Source organism: Devosia sp. FKR38, assembly GCF_005222805.1.
Lineage (GTDB): Bacteria > Pseudomonadota > Alphaproteobacteria > Rhizobiales > Devosiaceae > Devosia.
In genome coordinates this window covers 180,296-201,060 of record NZ_STGC01000005.1, presented here as the reverse complement: position 1 = coordinate 201,060, position 20,765 = coordinate 180,296, and the positions used below count along the sequence as shown (strand labels likewise).

19 protein-coding genes are annotated in these 20,765 nt (G+C 64.4%); 12 read left to right on the top strand and 7 right to left on the bottom strand.

The genetic code is table 11. The annotated features are described in order from the left end of the window. Positions 1-71: 71 nt before the first annotated feature. The 4 genes from E8M79_RS06075 to E8M79_RS06060 all read right to left on the bottom strand — a co-directional run bounded on the left by E8M79_RS06075 (position 72) and on the right by E8M79_RS06060 (position 4,161). On the bottom strand, positions 72-1,256 hold the full coding sequence (locus E8M79_RS06075; RefSeq protein WP_137151055.1) for an amino acid aminotransferase: 1,185 nt from the start codon (positions 1,254-1,256) through the stop codon (positions 72-74). Between the two features lie 93 nt (positions 1,257-1,349). Continuing rightward, positions 1,350-2,279, bottom strand: a complete 930-nt coding sequence (locus tag E8M79_RS06070; protein ID WP_137151054.1) for an electron transfer flavoprotein subunit alpha/FixB family protein — start codon at positions 2,277-2,279, stop codon at positions 1,350-1,352. Next, positions 2,279-3,037: an electron transfer flavoprotein subunit beta/FixA family protein gene (locus tag E8M79_RS06065; RefSeq protein ID WP_137151053.1), complete on the bottom strand. Its 759-nt coding sequence runs from the start codon at positions 3,035-3,037 to the stop codon at positions 2,279-2,281. The genes E8M79_RS06070 and E8M79_RS06065 overlap by 1 nt, the downstream gene beginning before the upstream one ends. A 119-nt stretch (positions 3,038-3,156) precedes the next feature. Beyond that, positions 3,157-4,161, bottom strand: coding sequence for a LacI family DNA-binding transcriptional regulator (locus E8M79_RS06060; protein WP_171015749.1), 1,005 nt, complete (start codon positions 4,159-4,161; stop codon positions 3,157-3,159). A 201-nt stretch (positions 4,162-4,362) separates the two neighbouring features. On the opposite strand from E8M79_RS06060, the gene E8M79_RS06055 reads away from it, so the two are divergent. The 9 genes from E8M79_RS06055 to E8M79_RS06015 all read left to right on the top strand — a co-directional run bounded on the left by E8M79_RS06055 (position 4,363) and on the right by E8M79_RS06015 (position 13,851). After that, on the top strand, positions 4,363-5,640 hold the full coding sequence (locus E8M79_RS06055) for an extracellular solute-binding protein (protein WP_171015748.1): 1,278 nt from the start codon (positions 4,363-4,365) through the stop codon (positions 5,638-5,640). A gap of 77 nt (positions 5,641-5,717) precedes the next feature. Further along, a complete protein-coding gene (locus E8M79_RS06050) occupies positions 5,718-6,602 on the top strand; it encodes a sugar ABC transporter permease (protein ID WP_205747884.1) in 885 nt (294 codons plus the stop codon). 3 nt (positions 6,603-6,605) lie between these two features. Then, a complete protein-coding gene (locus E8M79_RS06045; protein WP_137151050.1) occupies positions 6,606-7,427 on the top strand; it encodes a carbohydrate ABC transporter permease in 822 nt (273 codons plus the stop codon). Between the two features lie 8 nt (positions 7,428-7,435). Then, positions 7,436-8,557, top strand: coding sequence for an ABC transporter ATP-binding protein (locus tag E8M79_RS06040; protein WP_137151049.1), 1,122 nt, complete (start codon positions 7,436-7,438; stop codon positions 8,555-8,557). A 19-nt stretch (positions 8,558-8,576) separates the two neighbouring features. Next, the gene (locus tag E8M79_RS06035; protein ID WP_137151048.1) at positions 8,577-10,577 is read left to right on the top strand and encodes a beta-galactosidase trimerization domain-containing protein; all 2,001 of its coding nucleotides are present in this window, start codon (positions 8,577-8,579) and stop codon (positions 10,575-10,577) included. A 160-nt stretch (positions 10,578-10,737) separates the two neighbouring features. After that, positions 10,738-11,907, top strand: a complete 1,170-nt coding sequence (locus E8M79_RS06030) for a M20 aminoacylase family protein (RefSeq protein ID WP_137151047.1) — start codon at positions 10,738-10,740, stop codon at positions 11,905-11,907. Between the two features lie 92 nt (positions 11,908-11,999). Beyond that, positions 12,000-13,088: an AbrB family transcriptional regulator gene (locus E8M79_RS06025; RefSeq protein ID WP_137151046.1), complete on the top strand. Its 1,089-nt coding sequence runs from the start codon at positions 12,000-12,002 to the stop codon at positions 13,086-13,088. Between the two features lies 1 nt (position 13,089). Further along, positions 13,090-13,386 carry a hypothetical protein gene (locus E8M79_RS06020; RefSeq protein WP_137151045.1) on the top strand — a complete coding sequence of 99 codons (297 nt, stop codon included), beginning with the start codon at positions 13,090-13,092 and terminating at the stop codon, positions 13,384-13,386. A gap of 162 nt (positions 13,387-13,548) precedes the next feature. Beyond that, the gene (locus E8M79_RS06015) at positions 13,549-13,851 is read left to right on the top strand and encodes a hypothetical protein (RefSeq protein ID WP_171015747.1); all 303 of its coding nucleotides are present in this window, start codon (positions 13,549-13,551) and stop codon (positions 13,849-13,851) included. Between the two features lie 51 nt (positions 13,852-13,902). Here E8M79_RS06015 and E8M79_RS06010 read toward each other — a convergent pair whose 3' ends face one another. From E8M79_RS06010 to E8M79_RS06000, 3 genes are all read right to left on the bottom strand, one after another. After that, entirely contained in the window at positions 13,903-15,546 is a 1,644-nt protein-coding gene (locus tag E8M79_RS06010) for an alpha-glucosidase family protein (RefSeq protein ID WP_137151043.1), read from the bottom strand. Positions 15,547-15,682: 136 nt separating this feature from the next. Next, on the bottom strand, positions 15,683-16,300 hold the full coding sequence (locus tag E8M79_RS06005) for a glutathione S-transferase family protein (protein ID WP_137151042.1): 618 nt from the start codon (positions 16,298-16,300) through the stop codon (positions 15,683-15,685). 2 nt (positions 16,301-16,302) lie between these two features. Then, a complete protein-coding gene (locus E8M79_RS06000) occupies positions 16,303-17,241 on the bottom strand; it encodes a 2-hydroxyacid dehydrogenase (protein WP_137151041.1) in 939 nt (312 codons plus the stop codon). A 205-nt stretch (positions 17,242-17,446) separates the two neighbouring features. On the opposite strand from E8M79_RS06000, the gene E8M79_RS05995 reads away from it, so the two are divergent. The 3 genes from E8M79_RS05995 to E8M79_RS05985 all read left to right on the top strand — a co-directional run bounded on the left by E8M79_RS05995 (position 17,447) and on the right by E8M79_RS05985 (position 20,728). After that, positions 17,447-18,868, top strand: coding sequence for a circularly permuted type 2 ATP-grasp protein (locus tag E8M79_RS05995; RefSeq protein WP_137151040.1), 1,422 nt, complete (start codon positions 17,447-17,449; stop codon positions 18,866-18,868). 73 nt (positions 18,869-18,941) lie between these two features. Continuing rightward, positions 18,942-19,892: an alpha-E domain-containing protein gene (locus tag E8M79_RS05990; protein WP_248304916.1), complete on the top strand. Its 951-nt coding sequence runs from the start codon at positions 18,942-18,944 to the stop codon at positions 19,890-19,892. Then, positions 19,892-20,728, top strand: coding sequence for a transglutaminase family protein (locus tag E8M79_RS05985; protein WP_137151039.1), 837 nt, complete (start codon positions 19,892-19,894; stop codon positions 20,726-20,728). The genes E8M79_RS05990 and E8M79_RS05985 overlap by 1 nt, the downstream gene beginning before the upstream one ends. Positions 20,729-20,765 lie beyond the last annotated feature (37 nt).

Below are 20,765 nucleotides of genomic sequence, written 5' to 3'. Positions count from 1 at the left end.
TTGTCTTCAAATCTGCCCATGGGCAAAAGGTGTAGCACGGCAAGGGGTTGCCGCAAGGCCATTTGCAGGCGCTATTTCATGGCCGACAGGAACGCGTCGGCCAGATCGTCCACCCGATCTTCGGGGATGCCTGCGACGTTGATACGACTGTCGCCGATCATATAGACCCCGTTGGTGGCCTTAAGATGTTCGACCACGCTATTGGGCAGGCCCAGCAGCGAGAACATGCCGCGGTGATCGGCAATGAAGTCAAAATCGGCGGAATTGCTCTTGGTGCGGATGGCGGCGCTAAGCTTTTCGCGCAGGCGGATCATGCGGGCGCGCATCATGTTGAGCTCGGCTTCCCACTCGGCGCGCAGCTCGGCATCCTCAAGAATGGTGCGGATGATCTCGGCACCATGATCGGGTGGCTGGCTATAGGCGCCTCGGATGATGTTGAGCAGCTGCGACTGCGCGACATCGGCCTGGGCGGCATCGCGGGCGACGATGATGGCCGCGCCGACGCGCTCACGGTAAAGACCGAAGTTCTTGGAGCCCGAGAAGGCGATCAGCGCTTCGGGCACCACCGACAGCACCTTGCGGGTGCCATAGGCGTCTTCAAGCAGGCCATCGCCAAAGCCGAGATAGGCCAGGTCGATGAAGGGCAAGGCACCGGTACGCGCGAGGCTGGCAGCAACCTGATCCCACTGGGCATTGGTGAGGTTGGCGCCGGTCGGGTTATGGCAGCAGCCATGCAGCAGCACCACATCGCCCGGGCCCATGGTGTCGAGGGCGGCCAGCATCTGGTCGAATTTGACGCCGCGAGTGGCGGTGTCGAAATAGGGATAGGTCTTGACCACTAGGCCGGAATTTTCGGCGATGGGATTGTGGTTCGGCCAAGTCGGATCGGACACCCAGACGGTGGCGCCGGGCTTGGCGCGGTTGACGAGCTGCATCAAAACCCAGAGCGAGCCGGTGCCGCCGGGAGCCTGCGCGATGCGGACGCGGCTGCGGTCAATGCTGTCGGCCAGGGCCAGATCGAGCACGGCGGCGCCATAGCCCTTGTTGCCGGCAATGCCGAGATAGGTCTTGGTCTTGCCCTGGGCCAGGATCTTCTGCTCGGCCTTTTTGACCGAGGACATGATGGGAGTAACACCCTGCTCGTCTTTATAGACGCCGACGCCAAGGTCGATCTTTGTGGGGCGCGGGTCGGCCGCGTATTCGCCCATGAGCGCCAGGATCTTGTCGCCGGGGGCCTTGGAGAGGGTCTCAAACATGACAGGAGTCGTTCCGGTGGGAATGCGGGGCCTTTATAGGCGCCGGCGGGGATTTTGCAATCGCAGACAGGCGTTGGCTTTTGGTCGAATGGCTCAGCGCTTGACGCCGAGCCGATCCAGTTCGGCGGTCAATTTCGGTACGATATCAAAGAGATCACCGATCAGGGCGACGTCGGCCAGCTTGACCAGCGGCGCTTCGGGATCGGTATTGATGGCGATGATCTTTTTGGCGCCCTGGATGCCGGCCAGGTGCTGCAGCGCGCCGGAAATGCCAATGGCGATATAGAGATCGGGGGCGATGATCTTGCCGGTCTGGCCGACCTGCCAGTCGTTGGGGGCAAAGCCGGCATCGACGGCAGCGCGGGTTGCGCCGATGGCCGCGCCGAGTTTTTTGGCAAGTTTTTCAACCAGTTGGAAGTTCTCGGCCGAGCCAAGCGCAACGCCGCCGCCGACCACGACCTGCGCCGTAGCCAGATCGGGTGTGTCGCTGGGCGTGCGATGGGTGGCGATCAGGCGGACAGAAGATTGCATTGCCAGATCAAGGCGTTGGATGGGCGCGGCATTGCCTGTCGCCGCGGCGCGGAAGGCCGAGGCGCGGATGGTCAGCACATGGATGGGCTGATCGTCACGCACGGTCTGCAGGGCGTTGCCGGCGTAAATCGGGCGGACGAAGCGGTTGGGCGCCAGGATCTGGACGATGTCGGTGACGGGCATGACATCGAGCCGTGCGGCTACACGTGGCATGCGATCTCGACCGACACTTCCCGCCGATTGGACAACAAAGTGATAGCCTGACGACAGCGCAACAATGACATCGGCATCTGCGTCGGCGGCAACCAGGCCCTTGGCAACGAGAACGCGGGCGACGCCGACCAGATTGGCGGCTTCGGCAGCCGCCGCATCGGTGTCGTTGCCCAGCACCAGCACGTCAACCGGACCCAGGCCGGCAATAGCGGACAGCACGCGGGCCGAGGCGGGCGCGAGGGCGCCCTGATCGATATCGGCAACCAGCAGAACGCTCATCACAAGGCCTCCATGGTGGAGAGATCGCTGGCGATGATGCCCGCCAGTTCGGTGACCGAGGCGACGGTCTTTCCGGCCAGGCGCTCGGGCGGCGGCGATATGGTTTCGATGACGAGGCGCGGCGCGAGATCGACGCCGAAGTCGGCGACGGGACGCACGGCCAGTGGCTTGGAGCGCGCCTTCATCACCTGCGGCAGCGCGGCATTGCGCGGCGTGTTGAGGCGCAGGTCGGCGGTGACGATGGCCGGGAGCGGCAGCGCCAGGGTCTCGCGGCCGGAATCGATCTCACGGGTGACCTCGAGCCCCTGCCCGACCACCTTGATCTCGGAGGCAAAGGTGGCCTGCGGGCGATTGGTGAGGGCGGCCAGCATCTGGCCGACATGATTGCTGTCGTCGTCGACGGCCTGCTTGCCGAGCAGCACCAGATCGGGCGCTTCCTCATCGACCACCTTGGCCAGGAGCTTGGCAATGGCGAGGGTTTCGAGCGCCGCATCGGTCTCGATGAGCAGGCCGCGATGGGCGCCCATGGCCAGCGCGGTCAGGATCACATCATTGGCCGCCTTGGGCCCGATGGAGACCACCACGATCTCGTCGCCATGCCCGGCTTCGGACAGCTGCACGGCAGCCTCGACAGCATGCTTGCAAAAGGGGTTCATCGACATGCGCACGCCGGTGGTTTCCACGCCCGAGCCATCGGGCCGCACGCGGATGCGGACGTTGTGATCGACGACGCGCTTGATGGCGACCAGGATTTTCATGGGCTGCTCCGCAAGGTTGGCGGTGTCATGTCAAATTGCGCGCAATGGGACAAGGCGCAGCCGGGGAAATTTGGGCTAGGGCGCGGGGGATTGTTGGAAAACACTGCCGCTGGGCAGCGCTAGCTGGACGGTGGCTGGCAGGATGAGCCCAGGATCAGCTTGGGCACGGCGATATGCTGGCGGGGTGGGCCGCCGCGGCCGATGATGCGCTCGAGCAGCCAGGCGGCGGCGATGTCGGCCAGCTCGTCCACCGGCTGGGCGACCGTGGTGATGCGCGGCTGGATGACGCCGCCCCAGGGCACTTCATCGACGCCACAGAGCGAGACATCGCGCGGGCAGTTGAAGCCGAGATCGTTGATGGCCTGCAGCGCGCCGATGGCCATCATATTGCTGGCCGCCAGGATCGCCGTGGGGCGACGGGTCATGGTCATCACCCGCATGGTCTGCGCATAGGCCTGGTCGGCGCTGTAGTCGGCCGTGATCTCCATGGTTTCGGTTTCCGGCACGCCCGTGGCGGCGAGGCCATCGCGAAAACCCTGGCGGCGCAGGACCGAGTTGGAGAGATCGAGCCGCCCGCCCAGATAGCAGATGCGGCGGTGGCCCATGCGCGCCAGATATTCGGTGAGCATGCGGGTGGCCAGGGTATTGTCGGAACCGACATAGTCGAGGCGCACATCATCGACATTCTGGTCGACCAGCACGGCGGGCATGTCCAGCGTGCGCAGCCGCCGCTGCAGGGCGGCATTGTTGCGCAGTGGCGCCATCAGCACGCCGGCGGGGCGATAGCGACGGAGCTGATCGAGGGCGCGGATCTCGCGCTCCTTGTCGATGCCGGTCATGGAGACAATCAGCATGTGATCGACGGCTGACACAGCCGCATCGACCCGATCGAGCATGCGGCCGAAGAAGGGATTGTAGACATCGCCCAACAGGATGCCGATCAGCCGGCTGCGGCCGCGCTTGGCGCCGTGTTCGACCGGGCCGGTGTGATAGTTGAGCTCGCGGGCGGCGGCCTCGACGCGGCTGCGCGTTTCGGCCCCCACCGGGCCACTGTTGGTCAGGCACAGGGACACGGTGGAAACCGAGACTCCGGCCAGTCGGGCGACATCGCGCATTGTTGCCATTGGAGCATCCCCAGGTTCGATGAATTTTCGAAGAAGTTCGAACGCTGTTCGACTATTGTCAATTGGGTTTTCGGCCATATAGTCGCCTCAGGACCCAAGATTACCGAACATGTTCGGCAAAGGGCCCGCACTGGTTCGGCCGCTGTCGGCCGGATCTTCACGTCGATCGCGAAAGGTTGCCCAATGCTCATGATGCCTCGCATGCGCGCGCTTGTTGCCGCCGCTACGCTGGCGACTCTCGCCGGCGGCTCCGCCCTGGCGCAGGATGCCGTCACCATCAAGATGTGGACCCTGGACAATACCGGCTATCCGGAATTCATCGCCCAGGCCGCCGAAGAGTTCAAAAAGACCCATCCCAACGTCACCATCGAACACCAGACCTTCCCCGGCGACCCCTACAAGACCGGGCTGCAGGTGGCGCTGGTGGGCAGCGACGGACCGGATGTGTTCTTCAACTGGTCGGGCGATGATGCCAAGCGGCTGGCCAAGGACGGGCTGGCGCTGGACCTGACCAGCTATGCCGACGCACCGGGCGCCTTTGGCACCACGGTTGGCAGCGGCTATCTCGACGCCTTCCGCTATGACGGCAAGCTCTATGGCGTGCCGGCCGACGCGGTGAGCAAGTTTGTGTTCTACAACACCGCCTATTTCGCCGAGCACAAGCTGGAGGTCCCCAAGACGCTGGCCGAGCTGGGCACGCTGTGCAAGTCCATCCGCGCCATCGACCCGAACACGGTGCCGATGCCGCTGGGCAACAAGACGCGGTGGAAGGCCATCCACTGGATGACCATGCTCAATGAGCGCGAGCTGGGTGTTGCCGGCACTGCGCCGGACTATGATCTGTCGCGCCCCGCCGACGCACTCTACACCGACGCCGGCTATGCCAAGGCCTTCCAGGACCTGCTGGATCTGCAGGACGCCGGCTGCTTTGAAGAGGCTCCGAACGCCACCGACTACACCGTGGCTGACACGATGTTCTCCAGCCAGGCCTCGCCGATGGAATTCTGCGGCAGCTGGTGCATCTCGGGCTTTGAGACGGCAGGCTTCACCGATGTCGGCTTCTTCCGCCTGCCGGTGGTTGATGGCGGCCGCGGCGATGCCGGCGCCAACTTCCTGGTGCCCGAGGGCTTCCAGGTGTCGGCAAAGACGGCGCATCCGCAGGAAGCCGTCGACTGGCTGAGCTTCCTGGTGTCAGACGACCAGGCTGCCAAGTTCGTCGAATACACCAAGTTCATGCCGTCCAACGCGACCAAGATCGATACGGTCGAAGGCGTGAGCCCGCTGTTCAAGGCACTGGCTGCCGATGTCGCCACTTTCACCCAGGGCGTCAATGTGCTGGACGTGCTGCTCGATGCGGCGGTGTCGGAAGCCTATCTCAACGCCACTGTGGAAGTGCTCAACCGCACCATGACGCCTGACCAGGCCGTCGAAGCCATCCGCAAGGTTGCGCTCGAAGTCCAGGCCAAGGCCGCAAGCTAAACCAACGAGTCTCCCTGGGGGGGCGGCGGCCACCTGGTCGTCGCCCCTTCCCTTCTGGACAGCCACAGGTTTGCCGCGTGTCACACTCTTCCTCCCGTATGCTCGATCGCTGGATGTCCGCCGGCATGCTGGCGCCGGCTTTGCTGCTGGTCGGCGTGCTGGTGCTGATCCCCTCCGTGCTGGCCGTGGTCGGCTCATTCTATGAATTCGGCATCACCTCGCAGAACTGGGTGTTCGTCGGGCTGGGCAATTACGCCCGCGCCATGGCGGACCCGATCTTCTGGACGGCGCTGAAAAACAATATCTTCCTGATCATCGGCTCGATCATCACCCAGGTGGGCCTAGGCACGCTGTTTGCAGCGCTGCTGGATCGTGGCGTGCGCCGGGGCAATACGTTTTATCGCACCATGATCTTCATGCCGGTGATCATCTCCTCGATCGCGGTGGCCTTTGTGTGGATCCTGATTTTTGACCCCAATGTGGGCCCGCTGAACGCTGTCATCAAAGGCGTGGGGCTGACGCCGCCGCGGCTGGGCTGGCTGGGCGACCCCAATATCTCGCTCTACATGCTGCTGGTGATTGCTGCCTGGCAGAACGTCGGCTTCCAGATGGTGCTGGTGCTGGCCGGGCTGCAGGCCATTCCCAAGGAACTCTATGAGGCCGCAGCGCTGGACGGGGCCAAGGGCTGGCGTGCCTTTGTGCACATCACCCTGCCCGGCATCCGCAATGTGCTGATGGTGGGCACGCTGATCTGCATCATCGGCGGGCTCAAGGTGTTCGACCTGGTGTTCGTCACCACCGGGGGCGGGCCGGCCAATGCCACCCAGGTGATCGGCAGCTACACCTATCTGCAGGCCTTTACGCTGGGCAATATGGGCTATGCCGACGCCCTTTCCGTTATTCTTCTGGTGGTGGCACTCGGCTTCGGCTGGCTGCAGCTCACCTTGTCGCGCAGGGGCTGAGCCATGAACGGACGTACACGGCTTGTCGCCATCGGCATGCATCTGATCCTGACGGTGTGGACCATCTTCGTTGTGGCGCCCATCGGGCTGATGCTGATCTCGGCCTTCAAGAGCCAGGCCGAAATCTTCACCAAGCCGCTGAGCCTGCCGGGGAGCCTCAACCTCTCCGCCTTCCAGCGCGCCTGGAACATCGGCATCGGCAGCTTCATGCTCAATTCGCTGCTGGTGACGGTGCTGTCGGTGGCGGTGATCATCACCACCTCGGGCCTGGCTGCCTATGTGCTGGCGCGCTCGGAAGCCAAGGTGATGAAATGGCTCTATATCCTGATCATCGCCAGCTTTGCCATTCCGGTGCAGAGCGTGCTGGTGCCGCTCTACCAGATGGTTTCGGGCGGGCACATGCTCAATTCCCAGCTGGGCATTGTGCTGCCTTATGCGGCCTTCGGCATCCCCTTCACCACCGTGCTGTTCTATGCGTTCTTCCTCGAATTCCCGCGTGAGCTGGAAGAGGCGGCGCGGCTGGATGGCTGCAGCCGGCTGCAGATCTTCTTCCGCATCGTGGTGCCGCTGTCCGGCCCTGTGGTGGCGAGCGCGGCGATCTTCCAGGCGGTGTTCAACTGGAACGAGTTTCTTTTGGCGCTGATGATGCTGACCGAGAAATCGGTGCGCACGCTGCCGGTGGGCATCTATGGCCTGACCACGCAATACAGCTCGGACTGGCCGGCGATCATGGCGGCACTGACCATCGCCACCCTGCCCCTGCTCATCCTCTTCATCCTGGCGCAGCGCCACTTCGTGCGCAGTCTCGCCGGCCTCGGCAAATAGGAGGCATCATGCCCAGTCTCGAAATCGACAATGTCAAGAAAAGCTACGACAATTTCCAGGCCCTCAAAGGCGTGAGCTTTCGCGCCGAGCCAGGCGAATTCGTGGTGATGGTGGGCCCCTCGGGCTGCGGCAAGTCCACCCTGCTGCGCTCCATCGCGGGCCTGGAAACCATCAGCTCGGGCGCCATCCGCATCGATGGCCGCGACATTGCCCATGACGATCCGTCCCAGCGCGGCGTGGCCATGGTGTTCCAGAACTATGCGCTCTATCCGCATATGACGGTGGCGCAGAACATGGGCTTTGCGCTCAAGATGGCCGGGCGCCCCAAGGCCGAGATCGATGCGGCCGTGCAGCGCGCCGCGCAGATCCTGCGCATCACCGAGCATCTGGAGAAAAAGCCCAAGGCCCTGTCGGGCGGGCAGAAGCAGCGCGTCGCCATTGGCCGCGCCATTACCCGCTCGCCGGATGTGTTCCTGTTCGACGAGCCACTGTCGAACCTGGATGCCGCGCTGCGTTCGCAGATGCGCATCGAGCTGGGGCGGCTGCATGCCGAGCTCAAGGCCACCATGGTCTATGTGACGCATGACCAGACCGAGGCCATGACCATGGCCTCGCGCATTGTGGTGCTCAATGCCGGGCAGATCGAACAGACCGGCAGCCCGCTCGAACTCTACAACCGGCCGACCAACCGCTTCGTCGCCGGGTTCCTGGGCACGCCGCGCATGAACTTCTTTGCCGGCCGCGTCGTCCGCCAGACGGGACATTCGGTTTCCGTGCAACTGCCGGGCGTGGACATCAATCTCGAGCTGACGCTGGAGGGCGAAGGGCCGGGCGTGGGTGGCGAGATCGTGCTGGGCGCCCGCCCCGAGGCGCTGGGTGGGGAGACCGGGATCGAGATCGCCGGCACCACCGCCGTGGTGGAGAACCTGGGCCGCGAAGCCCTGGTCTATGTCGACGCCGGGGCCTTGCGCACCTTCGATTCCGAATCCCAGGAGGGCTATGTGGCGGTGCATCGGTCCTTCCAGGTGGAGAGCCGCTTTGGCGCCCCCACCAGCATCCGTCTCGACGCCAGCCGGCTTTATGCCTTCGGCCCTGACGGCCGCACCATCGCCTTCCCCCATTCGCTCTAGTTACCGAGTTACCCCGGCCATGCGCTTTCGCCAGATTCACCTGGATTTTCACACTTCGCCCCTGATCGAGGGCATTGGCTCGGCCTTTGACCCCAAGGCCTTTGCCGGCGCCTTCCGCGACGCGGCGGTGGATTCGGTGACAGTGTTTTCCAAATGCCACCATGGGCATTCCTATCACCCCACCAGCATCGGCCGCATGCACCCGGGCCTGGGCTTTGACCTGCTGCGCGGCCAGATCGATGCGTTGCATGGCGCAGATATCAAGGCGCCGGTGTATCTGTCGGCCGCCTGGGACGAATATGCCGCCGATACGCATCCGGAGTGGCGGCTGGTGTCGCCGCCAGGCGAAACCATGGTGCGCTCGCGCGACAACAATCCGACGGGCTGGGCGTTCCTCGACTTTTCCTCGCCCTATCTCGACTATCTGGGACGCCAGGTGGACGAGGTGATGACCAATTATGGCGATGCTGATGGCATTTTCATCGACATCTGCTTCCAGATGCAGTCGGTGTCGATCCATGCGCGGCGCGCCATGGAAAAGGCCGGACTGGACTGGGAGAACGAGACCGACCGTGAGCGGTTCGTGCGCGATAGCGTGCGCAATTTCTACGAGACCGTGACCGCCACCGTGCGCCGGCACGACGCCAAGATGCCGCTGTTCTTCAACTCGGGGCATGTGGTGCGCGGTCCGGCGGCGCGGCACCAGGCTTATAACACTCATCTCGAGCTGGAATCGCTGCCGACGGCGGGCTGGGGCTATGACCACTTCCCGGTGAGCGCGCGCTATGTCGACCCGCTGGGCATTCCCTTCATCGGCATGACGGGCAAGTTCCATTTCACCTGGGGCGAAATCGGCGGCTACAAGCGCCCAGAAGCGCTGGTCTATGAATGCGGGGCGATGCTGGCGCATGGCGCCGGCTGTTCGATCGGCGACCATCTGCATCCCACCGGCCGGATCGACCCGGCGACGATGTCGATCATTGCCCCGGCCTATCAATGGGTGGCCGAGCGCGAGCCCTGGGCGCGCGGCAGCCAGAACCGGGCGCAGATTGGCCTGTTGTCACTGGAAGCAGTGGAAAGCACGCAGGAATCGGGCGCGCCGGCGCGGCATTCGCGCGTGGACGATGGCGCGGTGCGCGTGTTGCTGGAAGCCGGCTATTGCTTTGACGTGCTCGACACCGAGAGCGATTTCAGCCGGTATCAGCTGCTGATCCTGCCCGATGCCGTGCCGGTCGGCGCGGCGCTGAAGCAGACGATCGAGGCCTATGTGGCCAAGGGCGGGCGCGTGCTGCTGACCGGGCGCTCGGGCGTCGACGCCGAAACGGGCTTTGTGTTCGATGTTGGCGCGGAGTGGCAGGGCACCTCGCCCATGGCCGGTGGCGACTATGCGCAGCCCATAGCGGCGCTGCAGGCCGATGGCATTGGCGAGCCGGTGTTCATGTATGTCCCCAGTGAGCGCATCCGCGTCAGCGACGGCGAAAGCCTGGGCGATGTGCATGAGCCCTATTTCGACCGCACGCCCAAGCATTTCTCCGGCCATATCCATTCGCCGGTGCGGCCCGAGGCTTCGGGCTATGCCAGCGGCGTGCGCAAGGGCAATTACGTCTATTGCAGCCATCCGGTGTTTTCGGCCTATCACCAGGTCGGCGCCGTGCGCATGCTGGAAATGGCCGAAAAGCTGATCGCCTTTGCCCTGGGTGAGCCGCGGCTGATCGAAACCTCATTGCCGCGCGCCGGCCGGGTGACGGTGCGCCACCAGGCCGATGAACAGCGCGACATTGTGCATCTGCTGTTTGCCACGCCCGCCATGCGCGGCAATCTGTGGGACGCCAATATCCAGCCGATCCAGGATCTGGTGGAGCTCAAGGACATCAAGGTCCGGCTGCAGGTCGCGGCGACGCCCAAGAGCGTGAGCCTGGTGCCATCGGGCGCGACACTCGGATTTGTCGCCAGCGCGGGCGCAGTGGAATTCGTGGTGCCCAGCCTGCTCGGGCACCAGATGATTGCGGTCAATTACTGACACGCATGGCCGACCCGGAAAGGGACGGCAGCAGCGGGGCAGGTTGCGCCCGGCCAGCACGGCCGGGCCGCATGGCGTCGACGGGTCAGATAGGCTAGTGTTGACCGCATCGATTGGGTCAGCGACACTGACCCAGAATTGACTGTTTCGGACTTTGCCTATGCCCGTCATCAACCGTATCGCCGAATTTGCCGATGAGATCGCCGCCTGGCGGCAGGATTTCCACGCGCATCCGGAGATCCTGTATGCGGTTGAACGGACGGCCGGAATCGTGGCCGAGCGGCTGCGGGACTTCGGCTGCGACAGCGTGGTGACCGGCATCGGCCGCACCGGCGTCGTTGGCATTATCGAGGGGCGCAGCAACAGCAGCGGCCGCACCATCGGGCTGCGCGCCGACATGGATGCCCTGCCCGTGACCGAAAAGACCGGCAAGGCCTATGCCTCGACGGTGGACGGCAAGATGCACGCCTGCGGCCATGACGGGCACACCGCCATGCTGCTGGGCGCCGCGAAATATCTCAGCGAGACGCGCAATTTCGACGGTCGCATCGCCCTGATCTTCCAGCCGGCCGAAGAGGGCGGCGCCGGCGGGCGCGCCATGCTCGAAGACGGGCTGGTGGAGCGTTTCGGCATCGACGAATTCTATGGCATGCACAATTGGCCCGGCATGCCGGCCGGCCATTTCGGCATCCGCGCCGGCGGCATCATGGCAGCGACGGATCGCTTCTATATCGACATCGTGGGCAAGGGCGGCCATGCGGCGCGGCCACAGACCACGATCGATCCGATCATCGTGGCGGCCAATATGATCGTGGGCCTGCAATCGATCGTGTCGCGCAATGTCGATCCGCTGGCCAATGCTGTTCTGTCGGTGACGATGGTGGAAGCCGGCGAGGCCGACAATGTCATCTCGCGCACCGCCAAGATCACCGGCACGGTGCGCACGCTTGATCTCGAAGTGCAGGACCAGATCGAGCAGCGCCTCGCCGATTTCGTGCCGCAATTTGCCCGCAGCTTTGGCGCCGAAGCCAGCATTCGCTATGCCCGGGGCTATCCGGTGACGGTCAATTCGCCCGCGCAGACCGATTTCGCGGCCATGGTGGCCAGCGAAGTGGCTGGCGCCGAACGCGTCGATGCCGAAGTGTCGCCCTCGATGGGCGGCGAGGATTTCTCCTTCATGCTGGAAGCGCGGCCCGGCGCCTATATTTTCCTGGGCAATGGCGACAGCTCCGAACTGCACACCGATACCTATGATTTCAACGATGCCGTGATCCCGGTGGGCACCAGCTATTGGGTGCGGCTGGCGGAACGCGCCCTGCCGGTGGCCTGACTGCGGGCAAGCGTGCCGGGTCTTTCCGCGTCGGCTGCAACCCAGGATGATCCGCCAACGGCGGCCGTCCTAGTCCGTTACCTCTAGGCACTATGTCAGCACTTCCACCCCAGCTGCGTTCGGTTGTCCCCGTCGTCTTCACCCTGCTGGTGTCGGCAGCGGGGGGCGGCGTAGCGACGCTGCTGGGCCTGCCGGCGAGCTGGCTGATGGGCGGGGCGCTGGCGGTGGCGCTGGGCTCGATGGCCGGGCTGCCGATGCGCATGCCAGACAGGCTGCGCGACCTGGCGTTCCTTTTGGTCGGCATGTCGATGGGTGCCAGCGTGGCGCCGGATAGTCTCAAACTGATTTCGAGCTGGCCGCTGAGCATTGCGGCGCTGGCGGTGGAGCTGGTGCTGATCGTGGCTGCGACAGGCTGGATGCTGGCCCGGCTGTTCCGGCTCGACACCGGCACGGCCTATCTCAGCTCCTTCCCCGGCCATCTGTCCTTCGTGATGGGCATCGCCTCGGCGGGCGTCGGCAATCCGCGCCAGATCGTCATCATCCAGGTAATCCGCATCCTGATGCTGACCATCTGCGTGCCAATCGGGGCGATGTTCCTGCCGATTGCGCATTTCACGCCCAAGGTGGCGAGCAGCTTCCTCGACATCTGGCAGTTGCTGGCGCTGGCAGCGGGCTGCGCTGTTGTGGGCCTGGTGTTCGTGCGGCTGCGCATGCCGGCCGGATTTGTGCTGGGGTCGATGGCGGCGGCCACGGTGGGCAAGCTGGCGGGATTTTACAGCGCCGCCATGCCGCTGCCGCTGGTGACGATCACCTTTATCCTCACCGGCGCGCTGATCGGCTCGCGCTTTGCGGGCATCACCCGGCGCGAGTTCTTCGCAGCCGCCAAGGGCGGCGTGATCGCGACGGCCATGACGGTGGGCATTGTCAGCGCCATGGCCGGCCTGGTGAGCCTTGTGGTCGACATGCCCTATGGCCAGATCTGGCTCGGCCTGGCACCGGGCGCGCTCGAAGGCATGGGCGCGCTGGGCGTGGCGCTGGGCTATGACACAGCCTTTATTGCCGCCCACCATGTGCTGCGCCTGCTGATGCTGACGCTGGCCATTCCTACGGTGGTGCTGCTGATCCGGCGACGCGAGAGCGCCACAATGGCAGGCCAGACTGAGCCGCAAAGGAGACCCTGAGATGTTTCGCACCAGCCTGGCCGCATTCGGCCTTGTCATGATCGCCGCCCTGCCCGCCCATGCCGCCATCTGCAGCGGGAGCGGCGAAGGGCTGAGCTATTCGTTCAACCTGGGCCTGGGCGCGCCGATGAGCGAGGATGCGCAGAACCAGTTTGACCTGATGAACCTGCGCCGGCTGGGCGTGGACGCCACCCGCGTCGAGCGCTGGGGCGGGTGCCTCCGCGCCTTTGTGCGGAAGCCCGAGGGCGGGGAGGAAATGCAGTATTTCGAGCCGGGGACCTATCGGCGCGTGCAATAGCACGCATACGAAGGTGATAGGGCAAAGATGGACAGAGCATGGCCGGGACATTGCCATGCAGTTTCCGAAATTTCATCGATATGACAAAGCCTTAACTGGTGATCACTGAGGCCCGGGGACTAGATGGAGACGTTCCATCTTCTCCCAAACAAGGACCTCAAAATGATCAAGACCCTCATCACTGCCGCCTTCGCCACTGTCTCGCTGGTGGCTGTCAGCATGCCGGCCCAGGCTGCCACGGGCAGCGAAGACGTCAGCTGCGACGCCGGCTATTCGATCAGCGACAATGCCGACAGCATCGAACAGCGCCTCGAAGCCAAGGGCATTGCCGTCTCGGGCGTGGAAGACTGGAGCGGCTGCGTGCGCGCCTATGTCACCAAGGCCGATGGCAGCACCGGCATGGTGATCCTGGACCCGATCTATCTGACCCCGGTCAGCGGCACGACGGAAGCCACCACCATCTGATCGCGGCCCAGACCCCTGATGGCCCGGGGCCGCGACAGGCGGCACCCCGGGTCAGGTGGAAATGGCGACGCTCAGCTTGGTCTGGGCGTCCAGCGCAACAAAGGCATAGCCATTGGCGCCCAGTTGCAGCGAATGCCCGGTGAGCATGGCGCTTTCGGACACCGGCTCAACCACAGCCCCGGCCGGCAGGCCCGCCAGCGTCAGCTGGTGGGCGCCGGGCGACAGGTTGAACACGCAGAGCATGGACTGCCCGTCGAGCGTGCGGCGGAAGGCGAGCACGGGCTCGCTGACATCGAAGAAGGCAATATCGCCCTGCGCCAGCACAGCCTGCGTCTTTCGCCAGGCGAGCACCTGCCGATAGAAAGCCAGTGTCGAGGTGGGATCGTTGGTCTGGCTGGCGACGCTCAGCGCTGACTGCGGCGGCTTGACCGGCAGCCAGGGCTTGCCAGTGGTAAAGCCATTGGGCGCATCGCCGGCGTCCCAGGGCATGGGCGTGCGGCAGCCATCGCGGCCCTTGTCCTCGGGCCAGAAGCGGATGCCGCGTGGATCGGTCAATTCCTCGAACAGCAATTCGGTTTCGGGCAGGCCAAGTTCTTCGCCCTGATAGAGACAGACCGAGCCGCGCAGCGAGAGCACCAGCGCCAGGGTCTGGCGCGCCAGCGCCGTGAGGCTGACGCCATGTTCGGCCCAGCGGCTGATATGGCGTGGCACGTCGTGGTTGGAAAAGCTCCAGCACGGCCAGCCATCGGGCCCGGCAGCAAAGAACTTTTCGATGCGGGTGCGGAAATGGGCGGCGGTGAACTGCGGCCCGAGGAAATCAAAGCCATAGCACATGTGCAGCGTATCGCCGCCGGAGGTGTATTGCGCCATCAGCTGCAGCGATTTGTGGCTGTCGCCGACCTCGCCGACCGAAGTGGCGCCGGGGAATTCGTCGAGCAGCGCGCGGACGCGGCGCAGGAAATCGAGGTTTTCCGGCTGGCTCTTGGAAAACTCGTGGATCTGCCACTCATAGGGGCTGAGCGCATGGGGGCCCTTGATCACCTTGGGATCGGGCGGGTTGGAGCGCAGCTTCTTGTCGTGGAAGTAGTAGTTGACGGTGTCGAGGCGGAAGCCATCGATGCCGCGCTCGAGCCAGAAGCGCATCACGCCGAGCACTGCATCCTGGACTTCGGGATTGTGGAAGTTGAGGTCGGGCTGGCTGATGAGGAAATTGTGCAGGTAGTATTGCCCGCGCGTGCCGTTCCACTCCCAGGCGCTGCCGCCGAAGACGGCTGGCCAATTGTTGGGTGGGGACCCATCGGGATTGGGATCGGCCCAGATATACCAGTCGGCCCGAGCATTGGTGCGCGAGAAGCGGCTTTCCTGAAACCAGGCATGCTGGTCGGAGGTGTGGCTGATCACCTGATCCATGATCACCTTGATGCCGCGGGCATGGGCCTGCTCGATCAGGGTGTCGAAATCCTGCAAGGAGCCGAACAGCGGATCGATCTCGCAATAGTCCGAGACGTCATAGCCCATATCGGCCTGGGGCGATTTGGTGATGGGGCTCAGCCAGATGCAGTCGACGCCCAGGCTGGCGATATGGTCGAGCCGGGCGATAACGCCGGGCAGATCGCCAACGCCATCGCCATTGCTGTCCTGAAACGAGCGGGGATAGACCTGATAGATCACCCCACCGCGCCACCATTGCGTCATGCCCGAAACTCCCTGCCGTGCCGGCGGCTGAATCGCCGCCATGTGCCCCCGCTGGGCCGGACCCTATCGGGTCAGAGGCGCGGAAGGAAACCCCAGCGATGCAGGTGTGGCGTTCCCCAGTAGCAGGACAGAGTGGTCAGATGGCTGATGGATGGGACGCGGCAAAGGCCTGCACGGCAAGGCTGCGCCGGGCCAGGGCGTCGAGGTGCGGGCGCGCCGTGGGATCGGCGAAATCGGGCACGGTGCCGAGGAAATCGATGGTGGCGACCACGGCCGCATCGGCGCCATTGGGATTGGCACCGCCGAACCAGCCGGCCTCCGGCGTTTGCGCTTCGAGCGCGGCCAGGCCCTGGCGCAGTTGCGTGGCGAGGCGCTGCACCCAGTCGCCCCAGACCAGATCGGGCGGGCGCCGCTCGGTCTCATAGACATAGGCCACGCCCTTTTCGGCGATGGCATTGGCCAGGGCGATGATCTGCAGACAGGCAATGCGCTCGGCGCCAGCGGCGGGCAGCAGGCGCTGGTCGGCGTCGGCCGAGGTTTCGAGATAGTCGATGATGGCGGCGGTCTCGATGAGATCGCCATGCGGGGTGGTCACCACCGGAACGCGGACCAGCGGATTGCGGGCGGAGAAGCGCTCGAAGTCAGCGCCGAAGATATCGGCAACCTCGCGCGTGTGGGGCGTGCCCTGGAGGGCCATCCAGATGGCCACGCGGCGGACGAAGGGCGAGCGCTTGCCGCCATAGAGGATCAGCATGATCAGACCACCGCGCTGGGCAAAGGCTCGCCGGCAAAGTGCGCGTCGAGATTGGCGATGACCAGCGCGCCCATGGCGTCGCGGGTCTGCGTGGTGGCGCTGCCCTGGTGGGGCGAGAGCACCACATTGTCGAGCGCGAAGAAGGCCTCAGGCACCGCGGGTTCATTGACAAAGACGTCGAGCGCCGCGCCGCCCAGGCCGCCGGACTGCAGCAGCTCCAGCATGGCGTCTTCATCGACCAGCGTGCCGCGGGCGACATTGACCAGCCGCCCCTTGGGGCCCAGCGCGGTGAGCACCTCGCGGCTGACGATGCGCTCGGTGCCTTTGCCGCCGAGGGCGATGATGACCAGCCAGTCGCAGTCGCGGGCCATGTCGACCAGATTGTCGTAAAAGACATGCGGTTCGGTGGGCTGGCGCTTGCGGCCATAATAGACCACGCGCATCTTCATGGCCTGGGCCCTTGTGGCAATCTCCTTGCCGATGCGGCCGAGACCGAGAATGCCCACCGTCTTGCCGGTGAGCTCGGAGAAGAGGCCGAAGCCGGCATGGGGCCATTTGCCCTGGCGCACGAACTGGTCGGCCTGGGGGATGCGGCGCGCCAGCGCGACCATCAGGCCGATGGTCAGCTCGGCCACGGCATCGTTGAGCACATTGGGCGTATTGGTGACGCGCACATTGGCGGCGCGGGCGGCGGCGGTGTCGATGCTGTCATAACCGACACCGAAATTGGCGATGATCTCGAGCTTGGGCAGCGCCGCGATCAGGCCGGGATCGACATTGCCGCCGGCGATGGCGCGGATGCGCGGGCCGACCTCGGCCAGAAAGGCGGCGCGGTCAGTTGCCTCGTGCAGCTTGTGGACGGTGTAGCGCTCGGCCAGGCCCGCCTCGCAGGACGCCAGCAGCTTGTGAGTCTGCAGGATGTCGATGGCGGCATCGGTCATGGGCGCGTCCTCTTGTTTTGGGGGCGCAGCTTAGCGGGTGAGCCCATCATCGCAAGCCCAAGATGGGCCGATGGCGTCGGAAAGCGACATGCGGCGCGCTCACACAGGGCAATCGTTTCAGCACGGCGATGGCGGCTGGACGGATGCGTACAAATGTGTAGCAATGTGAAGGCGATGGGACGAGCCGCATACCAGTCGGAGTAGAATGGCCGAAAATCTGCCGTTTGACGAAATGTACAATCCGGATGGCAGCGTCCGCGAACCTTATCGGGCGCTGGCGCAATGGCTTGAGGAGCAGCCCGACAAGGCGCTGACGCTGATGCAGTCCGATGCGGAGGCAATCTTCCGCAAGCTGGGCATCACCTTTGCGGTCTATGGATCGGAAGAGGGCACCGAAAAGGTCATTCCCTTCGATGTGATTCCCCGCATCATTGCCGCCCAGGAATGGCGGCGCCTGTCCAAGGGCATCGAACAGAGGGTGAAGGCGCTCAACGCCTTCCTGTACGACATCTACCACCGCCAGGAGATCCTCAAGGCGGGGCGCATTCCGGAAAAGCTGATCCTGCAGAACGAAGCCTTCTGCCCCGAGATGATGGGGCTGGAGCCGGCGCGCGGCATCTATGCCCATATCATCGGCGTGGACATCGTGCGGGTGGGCCCGGACGAGTTCTATGTGCTCGAAGACAATCTGCGCACCCCCTCGGGCGTCTCCTATATGCTGGAAGACCGCGAGGCGATGATGATCCTGGCGCCGGATCTGTTCCAGCGCCAGAAGGTTGCGCCGGTCGAGAACTATCCGGAAAACCTGCGCCGGACGCTCGAAAGCGTGGCGCCGGCCAATGCCAGCGCCTCCCCCAATATCGTGGTGCTGACCCCGGGCATCTACAACTCGGCCTATTTCGAGCACTCATTCCTGGCCGACCAGATGGGTGCGACGCTGTGCGAGGGGCCAGACCTGTTTGTCGATGGCGGCAAGGTCTATATGCGCACCACCACCGGCCCCGAGCGGGTCGATGTGATCTATCGCCGCATCGACGATGATTATCTTGATCCGCTGACCTTCAACCCGGGCTCGATGCTGGGCGTGCCGGGGCTGTTCGACGCCTATCGCGCCGGCAATGTGACGCTGGTCAATGCGCCGGGCACCGGCATTGCCGACGACAAGGCCGTCTATACCTATGTGCCCGAGATCATCGAATTCTATCTCGGGGAAAAGGCGCTGCTGCAGAACGTGCCGACCTATAATTGCACCGACGAAGAACAGCGCAATTGGGTGCTGGCCAATATCGGCGACTTGGTGGTCAAGGAAGTGCACGGCTCGGGCGGCTACGGCATGATGGTGGGGCCAACCTCGACCAAGGCCATGCATGCCGAATTCCGCAAGAAGATCGAGGCGCGGCCGGACAATTACATTGTGCAGCCGACGCTGGCCCTGTCCACCTGCCCCACTTACATCAACGCCGGCATCACCCCGCGCCATGTCGACCTGCGGCCCTATGTGCTGATCGGCGACGAAGTGCGGATCACGCCCGGCGGGCTGACGCGCGTGGCGCTCAAGAAAGGCTCGCTGGTGGTCAATTCCAGCCAGGGCGGCGGCACGAAAGACACCTGGGTGCTGGAAGATTGAAGATGAAGTCTAGCATTCGAAAACAGCGCGTATCGATCAGCCGTCAGCTCCAGGCCACACAGGGGGTGACCCCATGACGATGCTTGGACGGACGGCACAGAACCTGTTCTGGCTCAGCCGCTATGTGGAGCGGGCCGAGAACATGGCCCGCCTGCTCGAGGTGGGCTATCGCATGAGCCTGACCAGCCGGCGCGAAGGCGGGGCATCGGAACATCTGGTGTCCATGATGCAGGCGGCCGAGGTGGACGAGGCCTTTGCCAGCAAGGACCGGGTGGCCGATGTGGACACTGTGGCCAATTTCATGATGTTCGACCCGGACAATTACAGTTCGGTCTATTCGTGCCTGTTGGCAGCGCGGACCAATGCGCGCTCGGTGCGCACGGCCATCACCAGCGACATGTGGGAATCAATCAATTCGGCCTGGCTCGAATTTTCCCAGATCAAGCCGCGCGACGTGCGCGGGGCCAAGCTGCTGGGCCTGCTCGAATGGGTCAAGGATATTGGGCACCAGTTCCGCGGGGCGCTGCTCGGCACGATCCTGCGCGATGATGGCTTCGCCTTTTTGCAGGCGGGCAATTTTATCGAGCGGGCCGACAATACGGCGCGTATCCTCGACATGAAATATTACGTGCTGCTGCCGCGCGCCAAAATGGTGGGCGGGGATCTCGACATCCAGCAATGGACGCTGATCCTGCGGGCGGCCTCGGCGCACCGCAGCTATCGGCATGTGTACCATGACCGCTACAAGGCGCATAACATCGCCGACTTCCTGATGCTGCGGCCGGAAATGCCGCGCTCGCTGATCTTCTGCGCCAAATATATCGAGGACAATCTGGCGACGCTCAGCCAGTTCTATGGCCAGAAGCAGAGCTGCGACGAGGCGGCCAGCCAGTTACGCAGCATGGTGGACGGCACGGACATGGACACCATCTTCAGCTACGGACTGCATGAATTCCTGACCGAATTCATCGCCCGCAACAACCGCGTGTCGGACACGCTGTCAGAAAGCTATAATTTTTACTGATGCGCATCTCCATCGAACACCAATTGAGCGTGACGCCGCCTGCCGGCACGGCCCATGCCGTGCTGCAGCTGATGCTGACGCCGATCAGCGGCCCCAGCCAGACGGTTGAGAGCTGGAGCGTGGAAATGCCCGGGATCGGCAATGCGGCGCGCTTTGCCGATGCCTATGGCAATAGCGTGCATCTGGTGAACCAGGCGCGGCCCGAGGGGACGCTGCTAGTGACGGTGCGCGGCGCGGTGACGACGACGGACCGGCATGGCGTGCTGGGCCGCGTTGGCGGCGAACCGGTGGCGGCGCTCTACAAGCGCGTGACGGCGCTGACCCGGGCCCCGGTGACGCTCTATGGCAAGTTCCGCAGCAGCAAGGACAATCGCATCGACGTTCTGCATGCGCTGATGGCGCGGGTGGGCGAAACGCTGCGGGCCGTTGAGGCCACCGGCCAGACGCAAAGCCAGATGAGCGCGGACGGGTCGCAGAGCCAGAGTCAGGGATCGGCGCCTGCCGATGCCGCACGGCCCGCCGCCAGCGCCAGCGATCTGGCGCATGCCTTCATCGGCAGTTGCCGCGCGCTCGACATTCCGGCGCGCTATGTGACGGGCTATCTGGCGCCCGGTGGCGCCGATGACGAAGACGGGCTGTCGGGTTTCCACGCTTGGGCGGAGGCTTATGACGACCGGCTGGGCTGGATCGGCTTTGACCCCACGCTGCAGCTATGTCCGACAGATCGGCATGTGCGCCTGGCGGCGGGGCTCGACGGGCTCTCGGCTACGCCGCTGCGCATCGTGCCGGCCGGCGATGGCGTCGCCATCCAGGAGGCCAACGTCAGCATCGTTTGAAACGGCCGATGGCCAACCCAAGGCTAGGTCGCATTTT

Excerpts from the sequence above, each read along its gene's own strand:
- E8M79_RS06075 (WP_137151055.1), bottom strand. The coding sequence starts at position 1,256 with ATGTTTGAGACCCTCTCCAAGGCCCCCGGCGACAAGATCCTGGCGCTC.
- E8M79_RS06070 (WP_137151054.1), bottom strand. The coding sequence starts at position 2,279 with ATGAGCGTTCTGCTGGTTGCCGATATCGATCAGGGCGCCCTCGCGCCC.
- E8M79_RS06065 (WP_137151053.1), bottom strand. The coding sequence starts at position 3,037 with ATGAAAATCCTGGTCGCCATCAAGCGCGTCGTCGATCACAACGTCCGC.
- E8M79_RS06060 (WP_171015749.1), bottom strand. The coding sequence starts at position 4,161 with ATGGCAACAATGCGCGATGTCGCCCGACTGGCCGGAGTCTCGGTTTCC.
- E8M79_RS06055 (WP_171015748.1), top strand. The coding sequence starts at position 4,363 with ATGCGCGCGCTTGTTGCCGCCGCTACGCTGGCGACTCTCGCCGGCGGC.
- E8M79_RS06045 (WP_137151050.1), top strand. The coding sequence starts at position 6,606 with ATGAACGGACGTACACGGCTTGTCGCCATCGGCATGCATCTGATCCTG.
- E8M79_RS06040 (WP_137151049.1), top strand. The coding sequence starts at position 7,436 with ATGCCCAGTCTCGAAATCGACAATGTCAAGAAAAGCTACGACAATTTC.
- E8M79_RS06035 (WP_137151048.1), top strand. The coding sequence starts at position 8,577 with ATGCGCTTTCGCCAGATTCACCTGGATTTTCACACTTCGCCCCTGATC.
- E8M79_RS06030 (WP_137151047.1), top strand. The coding sequence starts at position 10,738 with ATGCCCGTCATCAACCGTATCGCCGAATTTGCCGATGAGATCGCCGCC.
- E8M79_RS06025 (WP_137151046.1), top strand. The coding sequence starts at position 12,000 with ATGTCAGCACTTCCACCCCAGCTGCGTTCGGTTGTCCCCGTCGTCTTC.
- E8M79_RS06020 (WP_137151045.1), top strand. The coding sequence starts at position 13,090 with ATGTTTCGCACCAGCCTGGCCGCATTCGGCCTTGTCATGATCGCCGCC.
- E8M79_RS06015 (WP_171015747.1), top strand. The coding sequence starts at position 13,549 with ATGATCAAGACCCTCATCACTGCCGCCTTCGCCACTGTCTCGCTGGTG.
- E8M79_RS06010 (WP_137151043.1), bottom strand. The coding sequence starts at position 15,546 with ATGACGCAATGGTGGCGCGGTGGGGTGATCTATCAGGTCTATCCCCGC.
- E8M79_RS06005 (WP_137151042.1), bottom strand. The coding sequence starts at position 16,300 with ATGCTGATCCTCTATGGCGGCAAGCGCTCGCCCTTCGTCCGCCGCGTG.
- E8M79_RS06000 (WP_137151041.1), bottom strand. The coding sequence starts at position 17,241 with ATGACCGATGCCGCCATCGACATCCTGCAGACTCACAAGCTGCTGGCG.
- E8M79_RS05995 (WP_137151040.1), top strand. The coding sequence starts at position 17,447 with ATGGCCGAAAATCTGCCGTTTGACGAAATGTACAATCCGGATGGCAGC.
- E8M79_RS05990 (WP_248304916.1), top strand. The coding sequence starts at position 18,942 with ATGACGATGCTTGGACGGACGGCACAGAACCTGTTCTGGCTCAGCCGC.
- E8M79_RS05985 (WP_137151039.1), top strand. The coding sequence starts at position 19,892 with ATGCGCATCTCCATCGAACACCAATTGAGCGTGACGCCGCCTGCCGGC.